Raw genomic sequence first — 18,838 nt, forward strand, 5'->3', positions numbered from 1 at the left:
GGGTTGGAAACGACTGTAACCGGCTGTCGAAACGTCTGGAGACAGAGTTTTATTATGGCATGCCGGTGCCTTTGTTCATTCCCAGTCATGGCCGGTCAAGATGAAGCATGATTTCCGGCTTTTCGCCTGCGGCGGCCTGTGGTTAATGAGCGGATGCCTTCCGCCCCGCCCGATTCCATCCCTGCTCCCCTCATGCGCCGTGCCTGGCTGATCGTGGGGCTGCTGTTTCCTGTGGCGCTGCTGAACTACCTGGACCGGCAGATGCTGGCCACAATGCAGAAGTCGATGGTTGATGACATCCCCACGATCACCAATGAGGAGTCCTGGGGCAATGTGCTTGCCGCCTTCAAGTGGACCTACGCCTTCCTAAGTCCCATCGGAGGATTCATCGCGGACCGTTTCAGCCGGCGTCGTGTGATCGGCTTCAGTTTGGTGGCGTGGTCTGCGGTAACCGCGCTCACCAGCCTCGTCACCACGATGGACCAGCTCATCTGGGCGCGAGCCGCCATGGGCATCAGCGAGGCTTTTTACATACCTGCGGCACTAGCCCTCATCACTGATTTTCACACGGGCAGCACCCGCTCGTTTGCCGTGGGAGTGCACCAGTCGGGGATCTATGCCGGGCAGATGCTTGGCGGGCTGGCTGGTTTTGTGGCGGATGCGGACGGCTACGGCTGGCAGTGGATGTTCAGTACCTGCGGCGTGGTGGGGATCATCTACGCGGTTCCGTTGATTGCCATGCTCAAGAATCCACCGCCGAATCCTGCAGCGGTACCGGTGGCCTCGCCTTTCGCCAGCCTGCACGAGCTGCTGTGGAACCGAAATTTTCTTTTGCTGGTCGCCTACTTCACATTACCAGCCATCGCCGGATGGGTCATCCGTGACTGGGGTCCGAAAATTCTGCGCGACCAGTTCTCGCTTGATCAGGGCAAGGCGGGAATGATGGCCGTGTTCACCGTGCAGGTAGCCTCCCTCCTTGGAGCCCTGCTGGGCGGGCTTCTGGCGGACCGGCTGATGCGCAAAACCATGCGCGGACGCATCTTTGCCAGCGCGCTGGGCATGATCCTTTTCCTCCCGGCGCTTGTTGGTGTGGGGCATGCGCCGTCGATCGCCATCGCCATCGCTTCTCTGGCGGTGTTTGGCCTGGGATGGGGGTTCTTCGACTGCAACAACATGCCCATCCTCAGTCAGATCACCCGGCCGGAAGTCCGCGCAACCGGCTATGGCCTCATGAACATGGTCAGCATGATCTTCGGCGGCCTGGGCGACAAGGGCTACGGCCTCTTGCGGGATCGCGGCGTTCCTATTGACTACATCTTCGGCGCGTTCGCGCTGGTATGCGTGGTGTCGCTCGGCGTGGTGCTGCTGATCCGGCCGAAGCCGGCGGCGTAATGCGTAACGGACTTTATGCAGCGCGGGGGTCTGCGCTTCGCTGATTACACCGCGCCTTTGCCTCCACTGTTCAGCTCGTGAAACACCTCGGAAAACGCTGCAGCGAGCGCCTGCCAGTCTGCCGCGGTGGAGTCCCAGCCGCTGCTGATGCGCACCACGCGCTTCAGCTCCTCCGCACTGGCGCCGAGGGCGGTCACCACGACCGAAGAACCTTCCTTGCCCGAGCTGCAGGCGGAGCCCGTCGAGATGCTGAAGCCGCGGCGCGAGAGCCGCGTGAGCCATTTCAGATTGTCATGCTGCGGCATCACCATGAGCACGGTGTTCCAAAGCCGGGGCGAAGATTCGCTGATCACTCGCAGAGAGGCGAATTGTGAACGCATCCCGGCGATGAATGCATCGCGCATCCGGCTCTGGGCGGTTTCGATTTCACCCAAGCGCGGCGAGATCATCTCCAGCGCCGTCACCATGGCTTCGATGGCCGGATAGTTTTCTGTGCCTGCACGCCGTCCATGCTCCTGCGGTCCGCCGCGGATGAAGCCGAGGCGCGAGTCTTCTCCGGGCAGCACCAGAAACCCGCAGCCTTTGGGCCCGCCGAATTTATGCGCGCTGCCGGTGATGAAATCGCATTCGCCGAGGTTCGCGGCATCGAGCTTGCCAAGCCACTGCGCGGCATCCGTGTGAAACGGCACGCCCTCTTCGCGGCACACCGCGGCGATCTCCCGCCAGGGCTGCAGGGCGCCGCTTTCGTTGTTCGCGGCCATGACCAAAACCAGCGCAGGCCGCCGGGCCGTAATGGCGAATTTCACCGCATCCGGTTCGATGACGCCGTCTGCATTCACTGGCAGTTCCATCACGTTTTTCCCACGCGCCGCTTCACGCACACTCGGGTGCTCGATCGCGGAGATCAAAACGGTGGCGTCCGCGGGCAGCGAGGCAAAGAGGGCGTTGTTGGATTCCGTGGCGCCTGAGGTGAACACGATGCGTTCGGCATCCGCGCCGATCAGCGTGCCGAGCCTTTCACGTGCCGCCTCGAGCTGCTGGCTTGCGAGCCCGGCATCGCGGTAGAGGCTGGAAGGATTGTGCCAGTGCCTTTCGCTCGCGCGCAGCCAGGCCTCACGTGCGGCGGGCTGCAGCGGTGTGGTGGCATTGTGATCAAAGTAGCCGTTCATGCAGCAGGCTTGAAGCGCGCTGGCAGCGGGATGTGAACCAGCATCAAAATAAACGCGAGGCCGAGGTAGGGCAGCCAGGCCTCGCCGCGGCCGTTGGAGAGAATGCCGTTGACGAACCCAAGCACGCCAACGCCTTCGCTGAGGGCGAAGACCACGATGTTTCCCGCCACAAACCGGCCGCGTTGCTGAGGATCTTCCAGGTTGAGCGTGCTGGTGGTGAATCCGCCCAGGAACAGCAGGCGCAGCAGGAAGCTGAGCATCGTGGCGCTGCCAGCACCCAGGGCCACCACCAGGGAGGCCGAATTCGCGCCCCCTTTGGTCGGAAGAAAAGTCATGGAGCTCAGCACGACCGCATACCCAAGAAGGGAAAAGCACAGCACTCCCCAGATGATGAAGACGATGACACGCGCTTGTTTCATGAGGTCATTCTCACCCGCTTTGGATGCGTGTAAACATTCATCGTTTCACCGCGCAAAAAGCCGACCAGCGTCTGTCCGGCCTCCCTGGCAAAATCAACTGCGAGGCTGCTCGGCGCGGAAATGGCGGCGACGAGCGGGATGCCCCCTGCCAGCGCCTTTTGAATAATTTCAAACGACACCCGGCCGCTCACCAGGAGAATGTGGCGGTCCAGTGGCAGCAGCCCGCGCTGCAAGGCGTGGCCGAGAATCTTGTCGAGCGCATTGTGGCGGCCCACATCCTCACGCAGCACGACCAGATTGCCATCGAGGTCGAACAAGCCGCTGGCATGCAGCCCGCCGGTTTTGGCAAAGGCCTCCTGGGCGGCACGCAGCTTGGCGGGCAGGGTGGCGATCAACTCAGGCGAGACCTGCCAGTCCCCCTTCACAGCGGGAAACTGCTGGAACACGCTCTCGATGCTCGTCTTGCCACAGAGTCCGCAGCTTGAGGCACTGAAGACGTGGCGGGTGAGGGAGTCCCAGTTCACCACCGCGCCACCGAGGAGCACATCGACGATGTTTCCATGCTCGTTGTTCGTGCTGGGACACTGTGAGACTTCCAGGATGTCTCGCGGATTTTTCACCACGCCTTCGCTGACCAGAAATCCGGCGGCGAGTTCCTCATCATGCCCTGGCGTGCGCATGACCACGGCCACGGAACGGCCTTCCACGCGAATTTCGAGAGGTTCCTCCCGGGCGGTGACGTCGCTGACTTCGCTGCTGTGGCTGGCAGGACCCACCTTGAGCACCTGCACGGAGGCCATGGCTGGATTCTCCTTGTTCATCACGAAGCCTCCATGAAATCCGCCGGCAGCACGCCCGCGGGCACCCGGCGTGGTTCGGCGATGAGGCGCACCATCTTGTCAAAGACGTCGCGTCCACGGATGATCTCGATCTCCACGCGCATGAAATAAAACGGGATGTCGGATTCCGGCAGCTTGGAAAAGCGCACGAAATCTTTTTCCGTGGTGACCATGCAGTGCACATCCCGCCGCACGCAGCGGTCCACGAACTGCTTCAGCTCGGGTCCGCGAAAGCGGTGGTGGTCCGCAAACCGGGCGATCACCTCGACCTTGGCGCCAAGTTTGCGCAGGCCGTTTTCAAAGCTCTCCGGCACCGCGATGCCGGACAGCGCGCCCACAAACTTGTCGCGCAGCCCGTCGATAGGCACGCGCTCGCCGGTGTGGATGTTTTCAAAATGCATGGCCTTGTGGCGGCACTCGATGATCTCGGCGGCGCGGTTGTAGCGGCGGATCTGCTTGATGACGTCCTCGCTGTCCCCGTCGGACTTGGTGATGAAGATGTAGCTGGCGCGGCGCAGGCTGCGCGGTGGCTCGCGCAGGGTGCCGCGTGGCAGCATGTAGCCGTTGTTGCCGAAGGCCGCCGTTTTGTCGATCAGCACAATGTCGTGGCGGTGCTTGAGCTTGAGGTACTGCAGGCCGTCATCGAGCACGAGCACGTCAGCGCCGAAGCGCTGGATGGCATGCGCGCCGGCCTTCACCCGGTTTTTGTCCACCACGACCGGAATGCCCGGGCAGTTCTTCGCCAGCATGAAGGGCTCGTCTCCCGCATTGTGAGAGTCGAGCAGGACTTTTTCACCATCAGAAACGATGCGGGGCAGGGGCTCCGGCGGCTTCGGAATGAATCCCAGGCGTGCGGCCAGCTTTTTGGAAAACGGCAGTTTTTTCTGCCGCTTGCTCTTGTAGCCCCGGCTCAGGATGCACACGCGGCGGCCGCGTTCATGCAGAGCCTTGGCCAGCATCTCCACCACAGGTGTCTTGCCGGTGCCGCCCACGGTGAGGTTTCCCACGCTGATGACCGGCACGCCGAGGTGGTGGTCGTGAATGTAGCGGTGACGGTAGAGATAGAGACGCGTGCGCACCGCCGCCGAGTAGATGCCCGAGAGGCCACGGAAAACGAGCCGCAGCAGCGAAGCACGGATGCCGCGGCGGTTGTTGATCACCACGTCGATGACGAAGTTTTCGATGTCTTCCAAAGTGTCTCTCACAGAAGGGCATTGGAGGCGGGAAAGCGCGCCGCGTCAATGAGACGCCTTGCTGTTTGCATGGGAGTTTTGTAGCCTGCGGTATATGAAATTCATTTTCTGGGCGCTGCTGGGTCTCGGCATGATCGTGAGCACCGCTCACGGACGCACCCTGGCGGAGGCTGCCGCGCAGATGGCCAGGCCGCTCAAAGCCGGGTGTGTCGTCACGGGCGAGCGCGTGGGCGACGATGTGAAATATGCCATTTCTGGCGCCGCGCCTGAAGCGGCGGGCGTGCCGCCCGAGAAGCTGGTCTTTGAAATTGGCTCCATTTCCAAAGTCTTCACCGGCCTGCTGCTGGCGCAGGCGGTGGTGGATAAGAAAACGACGCTGGAAACAACGCTCGGCACTCTGCTCGGAGAGCGCGTGAAGTTTGGCGATCCCCGTGTCGCGGCGATCACCTTGAAGCAACTGGCCACTCATACCAGCGGGCTGCCGCGCATGCCGGACAATGCCGTGGCGGGTGCGCTGGAGGACGATCCGTATGCCGGCTATGATGAAAAGCTGCTGCTGAGCTATCTGGCTTCCGCCAGGCTGGAGGGTGAGGGGCCTTTCACCTTCAGCTACTCGAATTTAGGCATGGGCCTGCTCGGGCATCTGCTGGGAGAGAGGTACGGAATTTCATGGGATCAGGCGGTGGCGGAGAAAATCTGCCGGCCGCTGGGCATGCAGGACACGGCCGTTCAGCCGCAGGCCGGACTGCGGCTGGCCACGCCGCATGATGGCGGGAAGGAGACAAAGCCCTGGCATTTTGCCGCTCTGGCAGGCTGTGGCGCCCTGCGGAGCACGGCGGCGGACATGATGAAGTTCGGCGAGGCGCTGCTTCATCCTGACAAAACACCGTTGAAGCCGGCCTTTGCGCTGGCTTTGCGGCCGCAGGCGGAAGCACCTTCCCTGGGCGGGCAGATCGGCCTGGGGGTGCTGATGGGGAAGTTTGATGGGGAGGCCGCCTTGTACCATGATGGCGGCACGGGAGGCTTTTGCTCCGGACTGCAGGTGCTCCCGGCGAAGGGAATCGTGCGCGTGGCTCTGATCAGCAGCAACGAGCTGGCTGGAAGCCAGGTGATCGCCGGCACAGCCGCCACGAAGCCGGTGGACCCGGCCACCCAAAAGGAAATCACCCTGCCTGCCGAGGCGCTGAAGCAGTACCCCGGCGTGTATGAACTCGACCGCGACTCACGCTTCACCGTGCTGCTGCGGGATGGAAAGCTGTATGTCAATCTGACCGCGCAGCCCTTTCTGCGCGCCTTTGCCAGGGCGCCGGACCGCTTCTTTTACAAGGCCGTGGCGGCGGAGATCGCCTTCAATCGCCATGAGGGCGCGGTGCAGTCGCTGACGCTGTTTCAAAACGGCAATGAAATCACGGCGAAGCGCAGCCAGACGCCACCACCGGACTACAAGCTGCGCCCTGGCAAAGAGCTGCAGCCTTATGCGGGGAAATATGAGCTGATGGGGCTCAAGCCGATGACCGTCACCGTGGTGGCAGGCACATTGTTTGCACAGCTTGAGGGGCAGCCGGCGATGCCGGTGTTTGAAACGGCTACAGACCGCTTTGAATACGATGTGGTGAAGGCGGTGCTTGTTTTTACCCGCGATGACAAGCAGCAGATCAACGGCCTCACGCTTTTGCAAAATGGCATGACGGTGCCCGCGCCGCGCGTCAAGAGCCCGACCAGTGCCCCGAAGCCGTGAGGCGGTTTTCTTTTTCGGCGAGAGCCAGGATGGTCTGGAAGTGCGGGCTCTTGCTTTCGCGGTGCACCACACTGGTCTCGATTTTTTTGAAGCCTGCCGTGCTAAGCATGTCGTGGAGGTCGCTTTCGGAGAAGCCGAGCCAGACGTCCGCATAGAGATCGCGTGCCTGCTCAAACTGGTGCTTGAGGAGATCCAGCACCACGATGCGGCCGCCGGGCCGAAGGATGGTCAGAGCGGCCTTCAGCGCCTTCTCCGGATTCTGGGCATGGTGCAGCGCCTGGCTGAGAAAGACCAGGTCCACGCTCAGCGGCGGGATTGGAGGAGCCTCGATGTCGCCGAGGCGAAATTCGAGATTCGTAAAGCCGTGCTTTGCGGCCAGCTCTGCGCCGTAGGCCACCATCTTTTCGCTGTTATCCACTGCGATGACCTTTTTCGCCCGTTCGGCGAGGAGCTGGGAAAGCGTGCCTTCGCCCGCGCCGAGGTCGGCGATGACCAGCGGCGGCATGAGCTTGAGCAATGTCTCACCGAGGCCCTTCCAGGAGCGGCCGGGGATGTAGTGGCGGCCAAATTTTCCCGCCAGTGCGTCAAAGTAGGCTTTCGCGGTCTGAGCCCGTTTGCGCAGCACGATTTGCAGGGCCTCGCTGTCCTTTGTCACTTCACGCAGCTCCGCACCAGCGGCATCCAGCAGCGCCAGAAAATGCTCGTGGGTGGGCAGGTCCTTGGCACCAGGTTTTTCCAGTTGGTACATCCGGTTCTTGCCGCTGCGGCGGTCGCTGACCAGGCCTGCGGTCTTCAATTTGGCGAGCTGGGCGGAGATGTTGGACTGGGGCAGGGAGAGCACCTCCTGCAGCTCCGCCACGCTCAGCTCCTCCTGCTTGAGCAGCAGAAGCAGCCGTACCCGGGTGGGATCGGCAATGAGGCTGAGGGATTTAAGGACGGAGGCCAAGGCTACCCGTAACGTATCAACGCATCATGATACATCAATGCCAGAGTTTTGGTGCGGGAAAAGGGCACCTTCAGAGCTTTGAGGCGGCCCAGATGCCTGCCTTGCTCTGCTGCGCCTGCCGGCGGAGGTTCTGCAGTTCCAGCGCGTAGTCATTGATCGAGCGAGAGTCCGCTGGGAGGCCGGACGTGACACCCGCCACCCGCGCGTAGCCCTGCTGCACCAGGAGATCTGCCAGATACACCGGCCTGCCGGGGCTGACCTCCACCAGAATGAAAGCGTAATATCGGCTGAGTCCGGGCACCTCCTCCCAGCGGGTCATGACGGTAAAGGGCTGCTTTTTGAGGAGCTGCGTCACATACTGCGTGGCGCGCTGTCCTTCCTCGATGACACGCTGGCTGCTCACGCCAAAGTAGCGCGCCTGCTCCTGCACGCGCTGCGGGTGGGTGAGCGAGGCGTCCAGCGCATCCACATAATAGAGCACGAAAATGTGCTCCTCCTCGGTGTCGCTCAGTTTGACGCGAAGCGTGTCTGCCTCGTTGGCGCGGCTTTCGACCAATTTCGCCTTCGGGTAGATCTTGAACTTCTGCAGCGGGGCACGGCTGGCCTCCTGCGCCGCCTGCCCGGGCGGCACCTGGGCCACGGCCACGGGCAGCGCTTGCAGCGGCGCGGGCCGGCTCTCTTTCAGCAGCACTGCCACGAGCACGATGATCAGCACCAGCACGCAGGTGATGGCGAGATTGAGCAAGGTGTCACGGAAAGGCATGCGGAGCGGGCGGCGACGGGTAGGACGCACTGTCCCGCGTTCGGGCGGGTGCTCAAGCTTCAAGTGCGGGAAGGAAGCGAATGCAGAGCCGGTCGTGAAAAGCGGAACGAAGAAAGATCCGGGCTGGTTTGCCGTAATTGGTATGACCTCCTACCAATTCCATGACCATTTCCCCGCTGAAATCCTCCCCTTCACTCGTCGAGCAGGTCTGCTCGCGCCTCGCACGGCAGTTGCGTGATGAAGTCGAAGCCGGTGATGGCAGGCTGCCGCCGGAGCGGCAGATGGCCGAGCGGCTCGGAGTAAGCCGCACCGTATTGCGTGAGGCGACAAAGAGGCTGGAACTGCAGGGGCTGCTGGAGATCCGCCACGGCAGCGGCATCCGGGCGGTGAACCGGCTGCACAAGCCGCTGAGCGGATCGTTGTCGATTCTGCTTCCGGAACTGCCGGAGAGGCTGCGCCAATTGATCGAAGCGCGCAGCGCGATCGAGCCCGAGATCGCAAGGCAGGCTGCGCTGAAGGCCAGGGCCGCGGATGTGAAGCAGCTGCGGAGCATTCATGAGCGCCTCCTGGCGGCGGAGTCACATGATGAGGCGGTGGAGGCGGACATTGATTTCCACCGCACGCTGGCCCGCATCGCGGGGAATGAGATCTTGAAGCTCATGCTGGAGTCGCTGGCGGATCTCGGTCGCGAAAGCCGCCGCGTGACGATTGGCAATGTGGGCAGGCAGCGCGCCATCGACCACCATGCCGCCATTCTGAATGCCGTGGCTGCGCACGATGCTGCCGCTGCCGCCGAGGCAATGAAACACCACATGGACGAGGCGGCGCGTGACCTCGGGAACAAAGCGAAGGGCAAACGATGAAAACCGCTCTCTTCATCCTCGCGGCCGCGATTCCTGCGCTGGCCGTCGATTTCGACCAGGACATCCGCCCGCTGCTGCAGCGGCATTGCGTGGAGTGCCATGGCGAGAAAAAGCAGAAGGGCGAGCTGCGCCTGGATGCGAAGGTCTTTGCCTTCAAAGGGGGACATGAGGGGAAGGCCATTGTGGCCGGTGACGCGGCCCACAGCCTGCTGCTTCAGCGCATTGCCTCCGCCGATGATGACGAGCGGATGCCGCCCAAGGGGGAGCCGCTTTCAGAAACTCAGATCGCGCTGGTTCGTGCCTGGATCGCCGCCGGAGCCGTGTGGCCAGAGAACGCGGCGGACAAGGCTGCTGCGGTGGACAAGCGGCTGCAGCACTGGGCGGTGCAGCCCGTGCGCAGGGTGGAGGGCGCGTCCATTGATTCTCTGATCGCGGCGAAGCTGGCTGAGAAAAATCTCACGATGTCGCCTGAGGCGGACCGCCGCACTTTGATCCGCCGCCTGAGCTTTGACCTGACCGGCCTGCCACCTGCACCAGAGCGGGTGGAGCGGTTTGCGAAGGATGCGGATCCGAAAGCCTACGAAAAGCTGGTGGATGAACTGCTGCGCTCTCCCCACTACGGTGAGCGCTGGGCGCGGCACTGGCTGGACATCGCTCATTACGCCGACACGCATGGCTTTGAGCGCGACCAGCTGCGCCCCAATGCGTGGCGCTACCGCGATTACGTCATCGCCGCGCTCAATGCCGACAAGCCCTACGATCAGTTCATCCGCGAGCAGATCTCGGGAGATGTGATCGCGGCCAATGACCCGCAGGCTGTCATCGCCACCGGATTCCTTGCCGCCGGGCCGTGGGACTATGTCGGTCAGGTGGAGACGAAAAGCGATATGCTCAAGCGTGCAGCCCGTGCGGGCGATCTCGATGACATGGTCACGCAGGTGATCACGTCCACGATGGGCATCACGATCAACTGCGCGCGCTGCCATGATCACAAGCTGGATCCCATCAAGCAGGAGGAGTACTATCGCCTGTGGGCGGTGTTTGCCGGAGTGAAGCGTGGTGACCGGGAGGTGGACAGCGCCGAGGCGAAACACATCGCCGGAGAAAAGGCGCGACTCACGGAGGAGCTGGCGGCTACGCGGGCGGAAATCGCGAAGCTCGCTGGAGACGGTCTCGATCTGGCGGACATGGTGGGAGCCGGTGTCAAAGGCCGTGGGATCGACTTGCGCACCGGGAATCTCACGACTGGCAAGCTGGGCTATCACCGGGACATTCAGACGAACCGGCTGCAGCGCATCGAATGGCCCGCCGAGGTGAAGGACACGGAGCGGCTTGTGTCCTGGGTGTTCGTGCCGGATGGCCGCAACCCGGTGCCCGTGGCCGCCAAGCAGGAAGTCAAAGGGCTGCCCGCCACCAACGGGCACACCTGGGACGTCATCCGCAACGGCGCGCTCAACGCGCAGCGCAGCACGAAGATTGGCGGGGTGGATTACGCAGAGAAGGATCATTCCATCCTGGGCCTGCATGCGAACAGCGGCATCACCTTTGATCTCGAAAAGATCCGTCAGAGCAGCGGGCTTGGCGCCATGCATCTCACCGCGGCCCTTGGCTTCGGTGCGGACGCGGGTGCCGCGGCCTCGCGCGCGGACTTCACCGTGTATGTGGATGCGGAGCGCAGCTTTCAGAGGCTCAAGATGCGCAAGGATGAGTTTACCCACCTGGACATCGCGGTTCCGGCGACGGCGAAGACGCTCACGCTCATTGCCACGGATGGCGGAGATGGCATCAGCAGCGATCTGCTGTTTCTTGGAGATGCGCGGCTGGTGCCTCAGGTGGAGCACAGCCGGCTTTCCGCTGCCGAGCAGGAACGGCTCACGCACCTGCGTGCGAAAGTGGTCAAACTGGATGCTTCTCTCAAAGCCCTGCCAGAGCAGGCGAAGGTCTATGCGGTGGTGAGCGAGCCAAAGCCGGCCGTGATCCAGGTGCAGCGGCGGGGCAATGCGGAGGATTTGCAGCAGGAGGTGCAGCCGGGTGCGTTTGCGTGGGCCCCGCACGCGAGCAGCGATTTCGGCACCAACGCAACGCCGGAAGGTGAACGCCGCCGCAAACTGGCGGAGTGGATCACGCAGCGCGACAATCCACTGACGCGCCGTGTGCTGGTGAACCGCCTGTGGCATCACCATTTCGGCCAGGGTCTTGTCACCACACCCAGCGACTTTGGCCTTGGCGGTGACAAACCTTCGCATCCTGAACTGCTCGACTGGCTGGCGGATGAATTCCTGTGCGGCGGCTGGTCCTTGAAGCACTTGCACAAGCTCATCGTGATGAGCTCCGCGTACCGGCAGCAGTCGGTGGTGAAGAATGATGGGGCGAGCCGCGTGGATGCGCAGAACCGCCTGCTCTGGCGGCAGAATCCGCGGCGGCTCGATGCTGAATCCATGCATGATGCGGTGCTTAGCACTGCCGGAACGCTGAACCCGGCCATGGGCGGCCCCGGCTACCGCGACTTCAATTTCACCGAAGCCTACGCGCCGATCTACGACTACATCACACCGGACAAGCCTGACCTCCTGCGACGAAGCATTTATCGGTTCGTCGTGCGCACCACTCCGCACCAGTTTATGGCCACGCTGGACTGTCCTGACCCGGCCAACCTCACCCCCGCGCGCGCGCAGACCACCACCGCGCTGCAGGCGCTCACTTTGAGCAACAATGAGTTCATGCTGCAGCAGGCGCAGAGCCTCGCCACGCGGATCGAAAATGAAACCGAGTCACGCGCCGCTGGGATCCGGCGGGCGTTTCAGTTGTGCTTCCAGCGTGAACCTAAAGCGGATGAGCTCAACGCGGCGACTCACCTTGTTTCGGAACAGGGACTCTTTGCCCTGTGCCGCATGCTGCTCAATGCGAACGAGTTTGTGTATGTGGACTGATCTTATTCTTCCACCTCAAACATCCAGCGTCGGCGTTCGTGCCGAATCTGGAGCACGGTCACCTGTCGTTTTGGCTCGTCGATCACAAACAGCACCCGCCAGCCGATGCCTGACTTCCACGGACGAAACAACAGCTGGCGAACTTCGAACTCAGGCCGCCACCTCCCGTTTTCGGGTGCCGGAGGATGCTTGCCTGGCATCTGACCGAGGCCCGCCAGAGCTTTGTGCAATTTCAGCAACCATGCCTGTGCCAAATCTTCACCACCGTGGTTTTCATCGGACTCAAACCATTCGATTTGTTCCACAATGTCCGCCTGCCCCTAGGATGAGAGGGTTACAGAACAGTTCATCGCGCCGCTCTCCGTTTTGCTGCCTGCCGCTGGATTTGTGCAAAAGCTTGATCAAGCGGCATGCCTCGTTTCCCCTTGGCATAGTTGTCCAGAGCGGACTTAAGCCGCAAGTCGGCCCGACGTTCCTCGGCGTCATGCGCCAGCTTCTCGTAAGCCTCGACGGAGAGAACCACAGCCGCCGCTTTGCCGTTATGGGTGAGAACACGAGGTCTGCCATGCTTTTTCAATTCAACCGTGTGTTCGCGCGTCCGGCGGGCAAAGTCGGTGAGACTGACGATGTCTTGATCGAAAACCAGATTCATAGCTGCATCGTAGCACAGAATAATGTGCGGTAACAATGACATTTCCCACCCCATGAAGTCTCCTTTTTCCTGCCGCCGTCACAAACGAGCCGTCTCACGTCGTGATTTCCTTTGGGAACTTGGCGGTGGCCTGGGCGCAGTCGCGCTCTCGACGATGCTGAGCGACGCTCAGGCGGCCACCAATCCGCTCGCGGCCAGGCGTCCGCCGTTGCCGGCCAAGGCGCGTGCGGTGATTCAGATTTTCTGCCCCGGCGGGCTCAGCCATGTGGACTCGTGGGATTACAAGCCGGAGCTGGCAAAGCGCAGCGGCAAGCCCTTTGATCCGGATGGAAAGATGCAGTTCTTTGCCTCCAAGCCGGGCAACTGCCAGGGAAGCTACTGGCCCTTTCGCCAGCATGGGGAGTGCGGGCGCTGGATCAGCGATCTCTTTCCGCAGCTTGGGGGCTGCGTGGATGATATGGCCTTCATCCACTCGATGCAGAGCAAAAGCGCGCTGCACGGGCCGGCGATGTTCATGGCCAACACCGGCTTCATCCTGCCCGGCTTCCCCAGCATGGGCGCGTGGGTGACGTATGGGCTGGGCAGCGAGAGTGTAAACCTTCCCGCCTTCGTGGTGCTGCCGGATTCGCGCGGTCTGCCGCCCGGCGGGGTGATTAACTGGGGCGCAGGCTTTCTGCCTGCGGTGCATCAAGGCACCACTTTGCAAACCGATGCCGAAAAGCCGCCGATCGCGGATCTGTTTCCTCCCAAGAACTTTGCGCAACTGCGCGGTGAAAGTGAGCAGACGAGCCGGGATCTCCTGCAAACGCTGAACCGAAGCCATGCTGCCGAGCGTGCGGGCAATACGGAGCTGGAGGCGCGCATTTCCGCCTATGAACTCGCTGCGCGCCTGCAGCTCAGCGCTCCGGAAGTCACCGATTTGCGTGGCGAGACGGACGCCACCAAGCGGCTCTATCAGCTCGAGCACGAAGACATCGGCCCGTTTGGGCGGCAGTGCCTGCTGGCGCGGCGGCTGGTGGAGCGCGGCGTGCGCTTTGTTCAGATCTACTGCGGGGCGGAAAACACCACGGCCAAGAAGATCCGCCCGAACTGGGACAGCCACGAAGACCTGGTGAGGGATCACGGCTACTGGGGCCAGGTGCTGGACACAGGAGCCGCCGCGCTGCTGCGGGATCTCAAATCACGCGGCATGCTGGACAGCACGTTGATCATCTGCACCAGCGAGTTTGGCCGCCAGCCTGCGGCGCAGGGGAAGGGAAGGGACCACAACTCGGGTGCTTTTACCGCCTGGATGGCCGGTGGCGGAGTCAAGGGCGGCACGGCCTATGGCAGCACTGATGATCTGGGCTCCAAAGCGGCGGAGAACCCCGCCTACTGCTATGATCTGCATGCCACCGCTCTGCGCCTGCTGGGCATCGATCACGAAAGGCTCAGCGTGTATAACAACGGCATCCAGCGCCGTCTGACCGATGTGCATGGGCATGTCATCGAAGACATCCTTGCCTGAAGGCGCAAATTTTCTGGAAGACCTGGCGGCGCATCTCAGTTTGTGACCATCCCTGAATGGAAATGAGACACTCCCACGCACTTCTGGCGGCTCTGCTGCTGACTTCCAGCCCGGCCAGTTCCGAGGTGGTGGATTCGATCGGAGCGTTCAGCAAAACCTTCTCCGCACTGGCTCCGGGCTCAGTCGTTGAGGTGGCGGACGGCACTTACACGGCGAAGGGCGGAATGAAGATTGTGGGGAAAAAGGGCACGGAGGAAAAGCCCATCGTCATCCGTGCGCAGCATCGAGGCAAGGCGCTGATCGATGGCACGGCCGGGTTCACTCTCAGAGGCTGCGAGCATGTGCTTCTCGAAGGCTTTGTTTTTATCCACGATGCCGACCAGCAGTCGGTGATGCTGCAAAACTGCCACCATGTGCGGGTGACACGGAACACGTTTCGTCCCGTCGAGCGTGCGAAGCCGAAACACTGGGAACACTGGGTAACCGTGGACGGTGCGAACAGCGGCGACAACCGCATCGACCACAATTTGTTTGAGCGCAAAGTCAACCGCGGCAGCCCGGTGTTTGTGCGCGGTGATGACGAGGCGCTGGTGTGCTCGCAACATGACCGCGTGGATCATAATCATTTTCGGGATGTGGTGTTTGCCAATGGCGAGAACGGGCATGAGACCATCCGCACGGGAGGCAATGATCTCGGGGCATCGGGACGCAGCTCCTTCACGACCATTGAGGACAATCTCCTGGAGCACTGCAGCGGCGAGGACGAGCTCATGTCCCTCAAGTCTTCCGACAACATTGTGCGCCGCAATACTCTCATCAACTGCCGGGGGGCGATCTGCATGCGCCTGGGGAACCGCACCGAAGTCTCCGGCAATTTCATCATCGCCACGGAAGATGGACCCGGATTTGGCGGCGTGAAGCTCTACGGGTATGAGCATCGTGTCTTCAACAACTACTTCCAGGGCCTGACCGGCAGACGCCACGATGCGCCGTTTGCCCTGGTGCCCGGCATGCATGACACGCCCACCACGGAGAACATCGGCAAAAAGTACGACGACAACACCGCGACTTCACCGACGAAGTGCTGGATCGCCCACAACACCTGGGTGGACTGTGCGCCGCTGCAGTTTGGTTTTGAGAAAGAAGAGAAGGGGCGGCAGCACATTCCCACCGCCTGCATCTTCATCAACAACCTGATCGTGCGTACCAAGCTCATGTCCACACCGCTCATCAACCTTGGGATGATGCGTGATCTCAAGGCGCAAGGCAACATGGCTTCCACGGTCGAACCGGCGTCGACGGCTGAATGGGCTGGTTGGTTCCGCTTCGCAGAGCCGCAATCGCTCCTGGAGAAAAAGGGTGAAGGGCCCTGGCGTCTGACCGCCAAGAGTCCGGCCATCGATGCCGCCAGCGAAGCTGCTGCAAAAATTTCGGACGACATCTTTGGTCACGCACGGAAAACTCCCGCCGACATCGGCGCTGAGGAGTTCAGCCAGGAAGCCGCCAAACACGCCATGCTGACCGCGGACAAAGTTGGTCCGGACGCCCCTTAAATCTCATGCCTCAGCCTCACATCGCCATCATTGACTGGACCACCTCGCCGCAGGGAGATCCTGAATCCACCATCGAACGCCAGATCATCGGGGACGCGGCGCGCGTCTCGCGCACGCTTTGTGAAACCGATGCGGATCTGACGGATGAAGTCTGCGGGGCCAATGCCATCATCATCTGGCACAACATGCCTCTCACGGCCAAAGGCATCGCGAAGCTCAAGAACTGCCGTGCTATCATCCGCAATGGGGTGGGCTTCGACAGCGTGGATGTGGCTGCGGCGCGGGAGCGCGGCATCGCCGTGTGCAATGTGCCGGACTACGGCACGGAAGAAGTCGCGGACCATGCCATCGCCCTCGCCATGGCGCTGTGCCGTCAAATCATGCCGCTGGATGCCGAGGCAAAGCAGCTTGGCTGGAACATCCGCGTCACGCCCAAGCTCCGCCGCCTCAGCACCCTCGCTTTTGGCGTCGTGGGTCTGGGGCGCATCGGCACGGCGACTGCGCTGCGTGCCAAGGCGCTTGGCTTCCGCGTCATCTTCCATGATCCCTATCTTCCGAACGGAGCGGACAAGGCGGTGGGTCTGACTCGCGTCCGCACGCTGGATGAGCTTCTCGCGCAAACCGATGTCCTCTCATTGCACTGCCCGCTGAATGGAGAGACGAGGCATTTGATTTCTGAGCGTGAGCTGGCGCTGCTCAAACCCGGTGCCTTCGTGGTCAATACCGCCCGCGGTGGGGTCATAAAAAAAGACGCCATCCTCGCTGCGCTGCGTGAAAACCGCATTGCGGGTGCGGGCCTGGATGTCATCGAAGATGAGCCGCTGCGGACTGTGGAGGAAGCGGCCACGTCAAACCTCATCGCCACCTGTCACGCGGCCTTCTGCAGTGTGGAGAGCAAGATCGAAATGCGCAGCACCTCCGCACGCATCGCTCTTGCCGCAGTGCGCAATGAGCTGCTGGAAAACGTCGTGAACGGCGTTTGCTCCACTGGAACCCCTATTTGATCCACCCACCATGAAACTCCGTCATTTGCTCGCCGCTTCTTTTGCACTCATTTCAATCTCCTGGGCACAGGAGGCCAAACCGTTGCTGCATGACCACCCGCTGCCGGTTCTCGCCGCGCCAGATTTCAAGGGGCCGCTGGATGCAAGCTTCAGCATCGCCAAAGGAAAGTGGACACCCGAAAACGGGGTGCTCGGTGTGCTGGACCTGCCGGAGCAGAAGCACATCCCGGTGCTGCATCACAAAGTAGGGCTGGCCAGCGCCACCATCGAAGTGGAGTTTATGATCGAAGGACCGGGAACGTTTCTCGTGGGGTGCGATTCCGCCAAGCACGTCGGCCGCGTGGTGGTCACAGCCACGCAGCTAAGCATCGCGGAAGATACCGTGGCCCCGTCGCACACTATCGCCAAGCTGCCGATGACGGTGAAGCCCAACGAGTGGCACAAGCTGCGTGTGGAATGGCAGGGGGATCAGATGGCCGCCAATCTCGACGGGCAGGAGCTGAAGGCGCAGCATCCGTATTTTGCGACCGCAAAAGCGCGCAGCTGGCTGGCGGCAGGGAAGTCCGTGAAGGTGCGCAATCTCAAGATCAGCGGCGAGACAAAGCCATGAAGCGCCTTCTTTGCTTTCTCGGCCTGCTGTTCGTGGCTGGTGGTGAACTGCCGGGTGCCGAGCCGCAGGTGCTGCTGGAAGAAAAGTTCACCGCGGAGCTTTCCAAAGACTGGTTCTGGGGTCTGGGTACCTGGACCTCCAAGGATGGTGTTCTGCGCGGTTTTGAGTCGGGCACGCGCCGCCATGGCCCGGTGAAAATGCGCAAGCTGGTGCTCAAGGATGCTGTGCTCGAATGCGATTTCCGCTTGGAGGGCAAGGCGACGTTTGCCGGGATCATTTTCAACGGCTCTCAGGAGCGCGGGCACATCGTACATCTGGTGATGGGCAAGGACGCAGTGCGTATTTTGGCCCACCCGAAAAAGGGTGAGAATGTGGAGCTGCTCAAGCAGTCGAACGTCCTTTCCACGGGCGAGTGGCATCATGTGAAGATGGAGTTCAAAGGAGAAACCCTAACCGCCACCATTGATGGAAAGACCTTCACCGCCAGCCATCCCTGCATTGCGGAGGAAAAGCAGACCTTCGGGCTGGGTGGGGATTCAGGAGGTCCCGAAGGTGAAAAAGCGGGAGCCCTGGAGTTTCGTTCACTGAAGGTCAGCGGCTGACCCGGTGGCAGCGGCGGATGATCACCGCTGCGATGACGGCCCCCACGAGATTGGAAACCAGATCCCAGCCCGTGTTTTCGTAACCGCCGACGTTGGTGTTCGGAATCGTCAGCACGGCGATGAACTCGATCACTTCATTCAGCGCGCCGAAACCCATGCCCGCCGCCGCGGAAAGAGTGAGCATGCCGAACGTCGGACGTACGGCACCTCCGTCTGACTGGCGCAGCCTGGTGCTCAGAAGGTGCCAGCACAGCCAGGTGGTGACACCAAACCCATAGGCATGCACGATTTGGTCGTATTTCAGCCAGTGAGGGAAGATCCACCAGCTGTAGAGCACCGCCTGCTCCCCGTTGTACGGCCAGCCTGCGGGCAGGGGACAAAGGCCGCCAGCCATATGGGCCAGTCCCCACACCGAAAAGGCCCATAGCAGCGGTGTGGTGAGCCTCACCCGGCGATGAACAGCACCCATGACGCTGATCAGCACGAGCATGACCACGATGTAAAAGATGAACTCGCGGTTCCCTTGAACGACCGCTCCAGCGATGGCTGCGACCATGTAGGCGCCGTTAAACAGAAGAACTGGCAGCAGCTTCGGGGCAGGGGAAGGAGACATGCTGCAAGGATGCAATGCCGGCCAAAGCTTTGGCAAGGCCTTCTT

Annotated in this window: 18 protein-coding genes; 9 read left to right on the forward strand and 9 right to left on the reverse strand. The window is 61.8% G+C overall.

From position 1 onward, the window contains the following. Window positions 1-192: 192 nt before the first annotated feature. Window positions 193-1,392 carry an MFS transporter gene (locus ACILSQ_RS08455; RefSeq protein ID WP_395743163.1) on the forward strand — a complete coding sequence of 400 codons (1,200 nt, stop codon included), beginning with the start codon at window positions 193-195 and terminating at the stop codon, window positions 1,390-1,392. A gap of 44 nt (window positions 1,393-1,436) precedes the next feature. Here the strand turns inward: ACILSQ_RS08455 and ACILSQ_RS08460 are convergent, their stop codons facing one another. From ACILSQ_RS08460 to lpxK, 4 genes are read right to left on the reverse strand one after another with little or no spacing between them, the layout of a single operon-like run. Then, window positions 1,437-2,561, reverse strand: coding sequence for a cysteine desulfurase family protein (locus ACILSQ_RS08460; protein WP_395743164.1), 1,125 nt, complete (start codon window positions 2,559-2,561; stop codon window positions 1,437-1,439). Next, complete coding sequence (locus ACILSQ_RS08465) at window positions 2,558-2,980, reverse strand: hypothetical protein (protein WP_395743165.1); 423 nt, start codon at window positions 2,978-2,980, stop codon at window positions 2,558-2,560. The genes ACILSQ_RS08460 and ACILSQ_RS08465 overlap by 4 nt, the downstream gene beginning before the upstream one ends. Further along, on the reverse strand, window positions 2,977-3,801 hold the full coding sequence (gene fdhD / locus ACILSQ_RS08470; protein WP_395743166.1) for a formate dehydrogenase accessory sulfurtransferase FdhD: 825 nt from the start codon (window positions 3,799-3,801) through the stop codon (window positions 2,977-2,979). The genes ACILSQ_RS08465 and fdhD overlap by 4 nt, the downstream gene beginning before the upstream one ends. Continuing rightward, complete coding sequence (gene lpxK / locus ACILSQ_RS08475) at window positions 3,801-5,024, reverse strand: tetraacyldisaccharide 4'-kinase (protein ID WP_395743167.1); 1,224 nt, start codon at window positions 5,022-5,024, stop codon at window positions 3,801-3,803. Before lpxK ends, fdhD begins: the two co-directional genes overlap by 1 nt. Before the next feature lie 82 nt (window positions 5,025-5,106). Here lpxK and ACILSQ_RS08480 point away from each other — a divergent pair, with 82 nt between their 5' ends. Beyond that, entirely contained in the window at window positions 5,107-6,750 is a 1,644-nt protein-coding gene (locus ACILSQ_RS08480; protein WP_395743168.1) for a serine hydrolase, read from the forward strand. Here ACILSQ_RS08480 and ACILSQ_RS08485 read toward each other — a convergent pair. After that, complete coding sequence (locus ACILSQ_RS08485) at window positions 6,719-7,696, reverse strand: ArsR/SmtB family transcription factor (RefSeq protein ID WP_395743169.1); 978 nt, start codon at window positions 7,694-7,696, stop codon at window positions 6,719-6,721. The two genes, ACILSQ_RS08480 and ACILSQ_RS08485, sit on opposite strands and share 32 nt — an antisense overlap. Before the next feature lie 70 nt (window positions 7,697-7,766). After that, window positions 7,767-8,459 (reverse strand): hypothetical protein, encoded by a 693-nt coding sequence (locus tag ACILSQ_RS08490; protein WP_395743170.1) that lies wholly within the window; start codon window positions 8,457-8,459, stop codon window positions 7,767-7,769. 161 nt (window positions 8,460-8,620) lie between these two features. Between ACILSQ_RS08490 and ACILSQ_RS08495 the strand changes: the two genes are divergently transcribed. Both ACILSQ_RS08495 and ACILSQ_RS08500 read left to right on the forward strand, forming a co-directional pair. Continuing rightward, window positions 8,621-9,322 (forward strand): FadR/GntR family transcriptional regulator, encoded by a 702-nt coding sequence (locus ACILSQ_RS08495; RefSeq protein WP_395743171.1) that lies wholly within the window; start codon window positions 8,621-8,623, stop codon window positions 9,320-9,322. Further along, complete coding sequence (locus ACILSQ_RS08500; RefSeq protein ID WP_395743172.1) at window positions 9,319-12,252, forward strand: DUF1553 domain-containing protein; 2,934 nt, start codon at window positions 9,319-9,321, stop codon at window positions 12,250-12,252. The genes ACILSQ_RS08495 and ACILSQ_RS08500 overlap by 4 nt, the downstream gene beginning before the upstream one ends. A 2-nt stretch (window positions 12,253-12,254) precedes the next feature. Here the strand turns inward: ACILSQ_RS08500 and ACILSQ_RS08505 are convergent, their stop codons facing one another. Beyond that, entirely contained in the window at window positions 12,255-12,557 is a 303-nt protein-coding gene (locus ACILSQ_RS08505; protein ID WP_395743173.1) for a type II toxin-antitoxin system RelE/ParE family toxin, read from the reverse strand. Between the two features lie 41 nt (window positions 12,558-12,598). Further along, window positions 12,599-12,904 carry a type II toxin-antitoxin system Phd/YefM family antitoxin gene (locus ACILSQ_RS08510; protein WP_395743174.1) on the reverse strand — a complete coding sequence of 102 codons (306 nt, stop codon included), beginning with the start codon at window positions 12,902-12,904 and terminating at the stop codon, window positions 12,599-12,601. Between the two features lie 52 nt (window positions 12,905-12,956). Between ACILSQ_RS08510 and ACILSQ_RS08515 the strand changes: the two genes are divergently transcribed. The 5 genes from ACILSQ_RS08515 (at window position 12,957) to ACILSQ_RS08535 (ending at window position 18,180) form a co-directional block, all read left to right on the forward strand. Beyond that, window positions 12,957-14,411, forward strand: coding sequence for a DUF1501 domain-containing protein (locus tag ACILSQ_RS08515; protein ID WP_395743175.1), 1,455 nt, complete (start codon window positions 12,957-12,959; stop codon window positions 14,409-14,411). 62 nt (window positions 14,412-14,473) lie between these two features. Further along, window positions 14,474-15,964: a polysaccharide lyase 6 family protein gene (locus tag ACILSQ_RS08520; RefSeq protein WP_395743176.1), complete on the forward strand. Its 1,491-nt coding sequence runs from the start codon at window positions 14,474-14,476 to the stop codon at window positions 15,962-15,964. Window positions 15,965-15,969: 5 nt separating this feature from the next. Beyond that, a complete protein-coding gene (locus ACILSQ_RS08525) occupies window positions 15,970-16,968 on the forward strand; it encodes a C-terminal binding protein (protein WP_395743177.1) in 999 nt (332 codons plus the stop codon). A gap of 10 nt (window positions 16,969-16,978) precedes the next feature. Next, window positions 16,979-17,578 (forward strand): hypothetical protein, encoded by a 600-nt coding sequence (locus ACILSQ_RS08530; protein WP_395743178.1) that lies wholly within the window; start codon window positions 16,979-16,981, stop codon window positions 17,576-17,578. Next, window positions 17,575-18,180, forward strand: a complete 606-nt coding sequence (locus ACILSQ_RS08535; RefSeq protein WP_395743179.1) for a family 16 glycoside hydrolase — start codon at window positions 17,575-17,577, stop codon at window positions 18,178-18,180. Before ACILSQ_RS08530 ends, ACILSQ_RS08535 begins: the two co-directional genes overlap by 4 nt. Here ACILSQ_RS08535 and ACILSQ_RS08540 read toward each other — a convergent pair. Next, the gene (locus ACILSQ_RS08540) at window positions 18,170-18,793 is read right to left on the reverse strand and encodes a hypothetical protein (RefSeq protein ID WP_395743180.1); all 624 of its coding nucleotides are present in this window, start codon (window positions 18,791-18,793) and stop codon (window positions 18,170-18,172) included. The genes ACILSQ_RS08535 and ACILSQ_RS08540 overlap by 11 nt on opposite strands. Window positions 18,794-18,838 lie beyond the last annotated feature (45 nt).

This window comes from Prosthecobacter sp. (assembly GCF_044227185.1).
Taxonomy (GTDB): domain Bacteria; phylum Verrucomicrobiota; class Verrucomicrobiia; order Verrucomicrobiales; family Verrucomicrobiaceae; genus Prosthecobacter.

Bases quoted from the DNA above. Each gene is read 5' to 3' on its own strand.
- ACILSQ_RS08525 (WP_395743177.1), top strand. From the start codon at position 15,970: ATGCCTCAGCCTCACATCGCCATCATTGACTGGACCACCTCGCCGCAG.
- ACILSQ_RS08540 (WP_395743180.1), bottom strand. From the start codon at position 18,793: ATGTCTCCTTCCCCTGCCCCGAAGCTGCTGCCAGTTCTTCTGTTTAAC.
- ACILSQ_RS08495 (WP_395743171.1), top strand. From the start codon at position 8,621: ATGACCATTTCCCCGCTGAAATCCTCCCCTTCACTCGTCGAGCAGGTC.
- ACILSQ_RS08520 (WP_395743176.1), top strand. From the start codon at position 14,474: ATGAGACACTCCCACGCACTTCTGGCGGCTCTGCTGCTGACTTCCAGC.
- fdhD (WP_395743166.1), bottom strand. From the start codon at position 3,801: ATGAACAAGGAGAATCCAGCCATGGCCTCCGTGCAGGTGCTCAAGGTG.
- ACILSQ_RS08465 (WP_395743165.1), bottom strand. From the start codon at position 2,980: ATGAAACAAGCGCGTGTCATCGTCTTCATCATCTGGGGAGTGCTGTGC.
- ACILSQ_RS08535 (WP_395743179.1), top strand. From the start codon at position 17,575: ATGAAGCGCCTTCTTTGCTTTCTCGGCCTGCTGTTCGTGGCTGGTGGT.
- ACILSQ_RS08480 (WP_395743168.1), top strand. From the start codon at position 5,107: ATGAAATTCATTTTCTGGGCGCTGCTGGGTCTCGGCATGATCGTGAGC.
- ACILSQ_RS08460 (WP_395743164.1), bottom strand. From the start codon at position 2,561: ATGAACGGCTACTTTGATCACAATGCCACCACACCGCTGCAGCCCGCC.
- ACILSQ_RS08510 (WP_395743174.1), bottom strand. From the start codon at position 12,904: ATGAATCTGGTTTTCGATCAAGACATCGTCAGTCTCACCGACTTTGCC.
- ACILSQ_RS08490 (WP_395743170.1), bottom strand. From the start codon at position 8,459: ATGCCTTTCCGTGACACCTTGCTCAATCTCGCCATCACCTGCGTGCTG.
- ACILSQ_RS08500 (WP_395743172.1), top strand. From the start codon at position 9,319: ATGAAAACCGCTCTCTTCATCCTCGCGGCCGCGATTCCTGCGCTGGCC.
- ACILSQ_RS08455 (WP_395743163.1), top strand. From the start codon at position 193: ATGCGCCGTGCCTGGCTGATCGTGGGGCTGCTGTTTCCTGTGGCGCTG.
- ACILSQ_RS08530 (WP_395743178.1), top strand. From the start codon at position 16,979: ATGAAACTCCGTCATTTGCTCGCCGCTTCTTTTGCACTCATTTCAATC.
- ACILSQ_RS08515 (WP_395743175.1), top strand. From the start codon at position 12,957: ATGAAGTCTCCTTTTTCCTGCCGCCGTCACAAACGAGCCGTCTCACGT.